This is a genomic window from Empedobacter sp. R132-2 (assembly GCF_030324375.1).
In the GTDB taxonomy this organism is placed as follows: Bacteria; Bacteroidota; Bacteroidia; order Flavobacteriales; family Weeksellaceae; genus Empedobacter; species Empedobacter falsenii_B.
In genome coordinates this window covers 1-4,891 of record NZ_JACAGG010000063.1, presented here as the reverse complement: position 1 = coordinate 4,891, position 4,891 = coordinate 1, and the positions used below count along the sequence as shown (strand labels likewise).

At 29.4% G+C, this 4,891-nt stretch carries 7 protein-coding genes; all 7 read right to left on the bottom strand.

Annotated elements, in window-relative coordinates; all coding sequences use genetic code 11:
* Window positions 1-221: 221 nt before the first annotated feature.
* The gene (locus tag HXZ69_RS15025; RefSeq protein ID WP_221856567.1) at window positions 222-521 is read right to left on the bottom strand and encodes a hypothetical protein; all 300 of its coding nucleotides are present in this window, start codon (window positions 519-521) and stop codon (window positions 222-224) included.
* A gap of 549 nt (window positions 522-1,070) precedes the next feature.
* Window positions 1,071-1,757: a type 1 glutamine amidotransferase domain-containing protein gene (locus tag HXZ69_RS15020; protein WP_286496450.1), complete on the bottom strand. Its 687-nt coding sequence runs from the start codon at window positions 1,755-1,757 to the stop codon at window positions 1,071-1,073.
* A gap of 8 nt (window positions 1,758-1,765) precedes the next feature.
* The gene (locus HXZ69_RS15015) at window positions 1,766-2,401 is read right to left on the bottom strand and encodes a nitroreductase family protein (protein ID WP_286496449.1); all 636 of its coding nucleotides are present in this window, start codon (window positions 2,399-2,401) and stop codon (window positions 1,766-1,768) included.
* An 8-nt stretch (window positions 2,402-2,409) separates the two neighbouring features.
* Window positions 2,410-2,775, bottom strand: a complete 366-nt coding sequence (locus HXZ69_RS15010) for a DUF1304 domain-containing protein (protein WP_038330681.1) — start codon at window positions 2,773-2,775, stop codon at window positions 2,410-2,412.
* Window positions 2,776-2,785: 10 nt separating this feature from the next.
* Window positions 2,786-3,208: an organic hydroperoxide resistance protein gene (locus HXZ69_RS15005; RefSeq protein WP_038330684.1), complete on the bottom strand. Its 423-nt coding sequence runs from the start codon at window positions 3,206-3,208 to the stop codon at window positions 2,786-2,788.
* Window positions 3,205-3,630 carry a MarR family winged helix-turn-helix transcriptional regulator gene (locus HXZ69_RS15000; protein ID WP_038330686.1) on the bottom strand — a complete coding sequence of 142 codons (426 nt, stop codon included), beginning with the start codon at window positions 3,628-3,630 and terminating at the stop codon, window positions 3,205-3,207. Before HXZ69_RS15000 ends, HXZ69_RS15005 begins: the two co-directional genes overlap by 4 nt.
* A gap of 164 nt (window positions 3,631-3,794) precedes the next feature.
* Complete coding sequence (locus HXZ69_RS15355) at window positions 3,795-4,067, bottom strand: DoxX family membrane protein (protein WP_221856559.1); 273 nt, start codon at window positions 4,065-4,067, stop codon at window positions 3,795-3,797.
* Window positions 4,068-4,891 lie beyond the last annotated feature (824 nt).

Here is a 4,891-nt window from a genome sequence, read left to right as displayed (position 1 = left end):
TTTTTATTCCTTTCATAATTGTAAGATAAGTATTATATACCTTTTCTTACTCTGGAACTTTCGTTAGGATATCCATTCTTAAGTTCATTACTATATGGACACACCCAATTGATAATTTGGGGTTATTTTTAAATCAACTCTTAATTATATTTGAAAAAAGGTTCAACTGTAATACAGTCAAACCCATTTGAAATATCATAATATAAAATTCTGAATAGCTTTTAAGCGTAATTTTTTACATTTTGAATATAATTTCTCACATCGTTTATAAAATTTTTAGATAAAAAAGAACCTTCTATACATTCTTTTTTATTTTTCTCATTAAGCAATAGAATTTCTTTTAATTCATGATTCAAATTAAAAACCGCTTCTATTGCTAATAAGTTAAGTTCTACAGTATAATTAGCATCATCTATTTGAGTTTTATTTATAGCTTTACTTAAAGCAAATTGAGATTTTTGATATTCATTAATATAATATATTAAATTATCCAATTCATCATTAATTCTTCCAGTTGTCATACTTATTTTTTTAAAAGGTACACAATAATAATTAAACTCTCTACTTTATGTGTAATTATAACATAGAAATAACATAAATGGAAACATATTTAATAAATTCAAAAAAGTAATGAAAGAAACTCATCTCATTCTATACTTTTTCTCTTCAAATATTCAACATAAATGAAGGATTTGTTTTATTTAAAAAACAATAGAAGTTTTTGTTTAACAAAGTAAGGAATTAATGAAGGAAAATAAATGGATTTTTATTTGAAACGGCAGTGATTTTTACAGTTTATTGCTATAAATAAGAGCCTACTTAAAATTAAGTATCAAATAATTTGAAATAAATTATTTGATAAGTATTAAAATAGGCTCTTGAAATTCAATCAATTCATCATCATCATCACTTTCACAGTTGATTGAATTCTTTTATATAAAATATAAAATATAAAATTTGGGCGTTCCCTTTGGTCGGGATTTCCGTTGCAATCTTTTCTAATCAGGAAAGGATTTTCTCTACAATCCCTAACGCAAATACGAATCAATATTTATATTAAATAAAAATTTTTATAAATTACTTTGTAAGTAAGTAATCATTTTCTCAGCAACTTCTTCCGAAGATGCAGGATTTTGACCTGTAATTAATAAACCGTCTTCTACAACATGCACTCCCCAGTCTTCAGTTTTAGAGTAATGACCTCCTAATTTTTCTAATTCAACCTGAACTAAGAATGGAACAACATCTGTTAATTGTACAGCATCTTCTTCAGAATTAGAAAAACCAGTTACATTTTTTCCTTTTACAAAAGGTTCTCCATTACTTAAAGTAATATTCTTGAAAACTCCTGGAGCATGACAAACAGCACCAACTGGTTTACCAGCATTATAGAAATCTAAAATCAATTGTTGAGAATGCACATCATTTGCTAAATCCCATAGTGGTCCATGACCTCCTGGATAGAAAATAGCATCGTAATCCTCAGCTTTTTCATTAGCTAATACATGTGTATTTGCAATTAAAGCTTTAACATTTTCGTCTTTATTGTAACGCTCTGTAGCTTCTGTTTGTGCAGCTTCAGTTTCGCTATTAGGATCTATAGGAGCTTGTCCACCTTTAGGTGTAGCAATAGTAACTTCGTGTCCAGCATCTACAAATTTGTAGTAAGGAGCAGCAAATTCTTCTACCCAAAATCCTGTTTTATGTCCTGTATTTCCCAATTCATCATGAGAAGTAACAACAAATAATATTTTCATAATTTTAATTATTTAAATTCAACAATAAATTCTTCACTTGGTAGTCTAACTTTTTTCATAGATCCAATCCAGTCTAATTCAGGATCGGCAACACCAACATACATTAAAGATACACTTTTAAGACCTAGCTGGTCTAATTTTAAAACTTTATCTACAATAGCGTTATCAAAACCTTCTACAGGAGTAGCATCAACTTTTAACTCAGCTGCTTGTGCTAATGCAAGCCCTAACGCAATATAAGTTTGACGAGCAGTATGTGCAAAATTTTCCTCTGCTGGTGTATTCAAGTAAATACCTTTTATTTTATCTGTATAACTTCCGAAACGACCTCTTGGCAATCCTCTTTCATCTGTAGTAAAATCATATACTTTATCAATTCTTTCTGCTGTATAGTTGTCCCAAGCAGCAAAAATAATTACATGTGAACAATCTCTCATACATTCAGGATTAAGAGCTCCTTTTACCAATTGATTTTTTAAATCTTGGTTCTCTACAACTAATACTTTAAAAGGTTGTAATCCAGATGAAGTAGGTGCTAGTCTAGCAGCTTCTAAAATTTTATCAATTTTATCTTGACTAACTTTTTGCGATGGATTGTATGCTTTTACTGCATGTCTCCAATTTAAATCTTCTATTAATGACATTTTTTTAATTATTTAGTTAAAAACACAAACAACATGGTAATTAAAGCAGGAATACCTTGTATCAAAAATATTTTTTTACCAGAGGTTATACCTCCAAAAATACCTGCAACAGTAATACATCCTAAAAAGAATAGACGAATATTACAACTCCATTCATGATTTTCTATAAGAAAAGACCAAATAAGTCCTGCAATCAAAAAACCGTTATATAAACCTTGATTAGCAGCTAATGCTTTCGTAGGAGTAAATAAATCTTTTGGTAAAGATTTAAATGTTTTTTTACCTGCTGTTTCCCAAGCAAACATTTCCATCCAAAGAATGTAACAATGTTCAATTGCAACAACTGCGGTTAAAATACTTGCTATAATTTCCATATCATTTGTATTAATTTACAGAAACACTTAATATAACTTCAATATTTCCACGAGTTGCATTAGAATAAGGACATACTTTATGTGCTGTTTCAATAAGCTTTTGAGCTTCTTCCATTGAAACACCTGGTATATTAGCATGTATCTCAGCTGCAAGACCATAACCTCCGCTTTCTAATTGTCCGATAGCTACTTTTGCTGTAACGCTCGTTTCTCCTGTTTTTATTTTTTGCTGTTTGATCACCAAATTCAAAGCGCTATCAAAACAGGCAGAATATCCTGCTGCAAATAGCATTTCAGGGTTTAAAAAGTCATCATTTGCACCTCCTAATGCTTTTGGAGTACGTACTTGCATATCTAAAACACCGTTTTCACTTTTTACTTGTCCACTTCTACCTCCCGTAGCTGTAGCCTGAGTTTCATATAATTTTTTCATTGTTGTTTGTTTAAAATTTTATTTGCTATTTTTTTTAATTGTTTAAGCTCATCTACAGATATCGCCATTGATTCTAACAATTTTTCAGGAATATCTTTGGCTTTCTCTTTCAAAGCACTTCCTTTTTTGGTCAAAGAAATTACTACAATGCGCTCATCTTCAATATTTCTACTTCTAACAACCATTTCTTTTTGCTCCATTCTTTTTAGTAAGGGTGTTAGTGTACCGCTGTCTAAAAAAAGTTTTTCACCTAATTGCCCTACTGTTTGCTGTTCTTCTTTCCATAAAACCATAAGCACTAAATACTGTGGATAGGTAATATCAAGTGGATCTAAATACAAACGGTACATGTTGATTATCTTTTTTGAAAGCGCATATATGGGAAAACAAAATTGATTATCTAGTTCTAGCGTATCTTTCATAGTTGATCAATATTAAATTACATAACAAAGTTACAAAATTATATTGTACACAATATAATTTTGTAAAAGATTAACAAATATTTTTTTTAAATTACAATTTATAAACATTAAGTAATACCTTTTATAATATTTAAAAATAGAATTGATACTTATTCAAAAATACTTTAATCATAGAATCTAACGAAAATAAACCTCCTCCATCTATTATTAAAACAAGTATAACTCCGAGCAGCAAAACAAAATACTCTATACCTTCTCCGTTTTTTACCATACCAATTCATACTCCAGTCATTTTTAAAATGAACAAACAAAGCACCTACCATTATGATAAAATTTCCGGCTGCAGCTATTCTTGTTAAAAAACCTAAAAGTAAAGCTAATGCACCAATTGATTGAACCAATATTATTAAAAGTACAATAAAATAAGGTACTTCCATTTCTATAGTGTCTTTAAAATTTTTCTCTGGAAACCGTCATTGCTGAAGAGTTGAGATTACTGTAAATAAGAATTTTAAAGGCGACATACGATTTGCAGACGAGTTTCAATCCATTGAAACAAGCGTAAAAAAGATTAGTGAGCGATAGCGAGCCATTTAATATTTTTAGAGAGTAAAATGAAGATTGAACGTCGAAAATCGAAGTCTTGATTTTTTTGGTTCGTTTTTTCATCAAGGAAAAAATGAACATATAATTATTAATCAACTTGTAACAATTTTATCTAAGCTCCACAGGAGCTTCTCCTTTTAATTTCAAATTCTTAATCTCAAATGTTTTTTCATCAAGGTTCCCCAAAGGGCATATGAATTTATTTAGAAACAATAATAACTCATGAATAAAAAATGAATGAAATATAGTTTTGAAAACGAGAATAATCTTTCTATCACTTTTTTATTCATAGCTTATCTATTTTAATTAACGGTATTCATATGCCCTACGGTGAAATGAGCAAAAAAGTAATCAAAAAACTCTTGGCTGTAAACCTCTCTACTAAAAATGTTCTCATTTCACTAAAGATTTTAAAAACCTTACGGGCTAAAACCTTTTTTACGTTCCATTCAATCATTTTCTTAACGTGTGAGTTTTAATGCCGTTTTCTTCATCCTTTTTCAATATTCAAATTCACTGTTAATAACGAAATCTAAAATCGTCATTGCTGAAGAATGGCTATTACTGTAAATAAAAATTTTTAAAGCCGACATACGATTTGCAGACGAGCTTCAATCCATTGAAACGAGCGTTAAAAAGATTAGTGAGCGATAGC